The sequence below is a fragment of the Mesorhizobium vachelliae genome, from assembly GCF_033977325.1.
Classification (GTDB): Bacteria; Pseudomonadota; Alphaproteobacteria; order Rhizobiales; family Rhizobiaceae; genus Mesorhizobium; species Mesorhizobium vachelliae.
On record NZ_JAVIIR010000063.1, the window covers coordinates 1 to 1,504 of the forward strand.

The 1,504-nt window shown below is 62.7% G+C and carries 2 protein-coding genes; both read left to right on the plus strand.

Annotated elements, in window-relative coordinates:
- The first annotated feature begins 78 nt into the window (after positions 1 to 78).
- Positions 79 to 1,185, plus strand: a complete 1,107-nt coding sequence (locus RFM41_RS34005; protein ID WP_320253511.1) for an IS5 family transposase — start codon at positions 79 to 81, stop codon at positions 1,183 to 1,185.
- A partial coding sequence (locus RFM41_RS34010; RefSeq protein ID WP_320253512.1) for a hypothetical protein occupies positions 1,182 to 1,504 on the plus strand: 323 nt, incomplete at its 3' end. The genes RFM41_RS34005 and RFM41_RS34010, both read left to right, overlap by 4 nt.

Consider the following 1,504-nt stretch of genomic DNA (forward strand, 5'->3'; position numbering starts at 1 on the left):
TAGCAGGCTGTTGAAGAAGTACTGGCGCGGTTGTTGGGAGCGTGATTCACTGGTGCCCTGATGATTTGGGGACCGTGGATGCGCGGATTGGACGAGCGGACGAGTTCACTGTTTTCCTATGTGGACCTTGAGGCGCGGGTCCGGCGCGATCATCCGCTTCGGGTGATACGTGAGATCGTGAACGCGGCTCTTGCGGAGATGGACGGCGATTTTGCGGTGCTTTATCGGCCCGGGCTCGGCCGGCCCTCGATCGCGCCGGAGCGTTTGCTGCGTGCGATGCTGTTGCAGGCTTTCTACGGCATTCGCTCGGAGCGCCAGTTGATGGAGCGGATGGAGTTCGATCTTCTGTTCCGCTGGTTCGTGGGGCTCGGCGTTGACGAGCCGGCTTGGGATCACTCGAGCTTCACCAAGAACCGGGATCGGCTGTTGGCAGGTGAAATCGCGGCCAAGTTTCTGCGCGCGGTTCTAGCGCAACCAAGAGTGAAGCGACTGCTGTCATCGGATCACTTCTCGGTGGACGGGACGCTGATCGAGGCCTGGGCATCGCTCAAGAGCTTCCGCCGCAAGGACGGCGGCGACAACGATCCGGATGGCGCTGGCCGCAACGCCGAGCGCGGCTTCCACAAGGAGAAGCGCTCCAACGATACCCACCAGAGCACGAGCGATCCGCAGGCGCGGCTCTACAAGAAGAGTGAAGGTCAGCCAGCGAAGCTGTGCTATATCGGCCATGCGCTGATGGAGAACCGCCACGGACTGGTCGTGGATGGCGGCGTCACCCAGGCCACGGGCAAAGCCGAACGCGAGGCCGCGCTTGCCATGTTGGCACGCCGGCCATCGCGGCGGCGCATCACGCTCGGGGCCGACAAAGCCTATGATGTGCGCCAGTTCGTCAAGGATTTGCGCGAGCACAACGTCACGCCGCACATCGCCATCGACGGTCACCTGAGTAAAACTGGCAAGCCTCGCGTGACGGCGATCGATGGCCGCACGAAGCGCCATCCGGGCTATGAAGCCAGCCAGCGCTGCCGCAAGCGGATCGAAGAGGTGTTCGGCTGGATCAAGTCGTCGGCCGGCATGGCCAAGGTCAAGCTGCGAGGATGCGCCCGTGTGGGCGCGGCCTTCACCCTGAACCTGGCGGCCTACAATCTGGTCCGCTTGCCCAAGCTTCTGGCGGCGCCGGCATGAGCATCGCCGGCCGCTGGCGGATTGTGGAAATGCCCGATTATGTCGAGGACTATGCCGACATGATGGAGCCCGCCTACATCGAGTTCGCGGCAGATGGCTCCGGCGAATTCGCCTTCGGCTGCGTCACCGGGCAGATCTTCGGCGGGGCCGACGGCAATCATGTCGCCTTCTCCTGGCAGGGCAACGATGAAATGGACGAAGTCCAAGGTGATGGCTGGGCCGAAATCCAGCAAGACGGCTCCATCACCGGCCAAATCTGCTTCCACAACGGCGACGAAGCTGACTTCATCGCCCGCAAGTGGATTTCTTCAACAGCCTG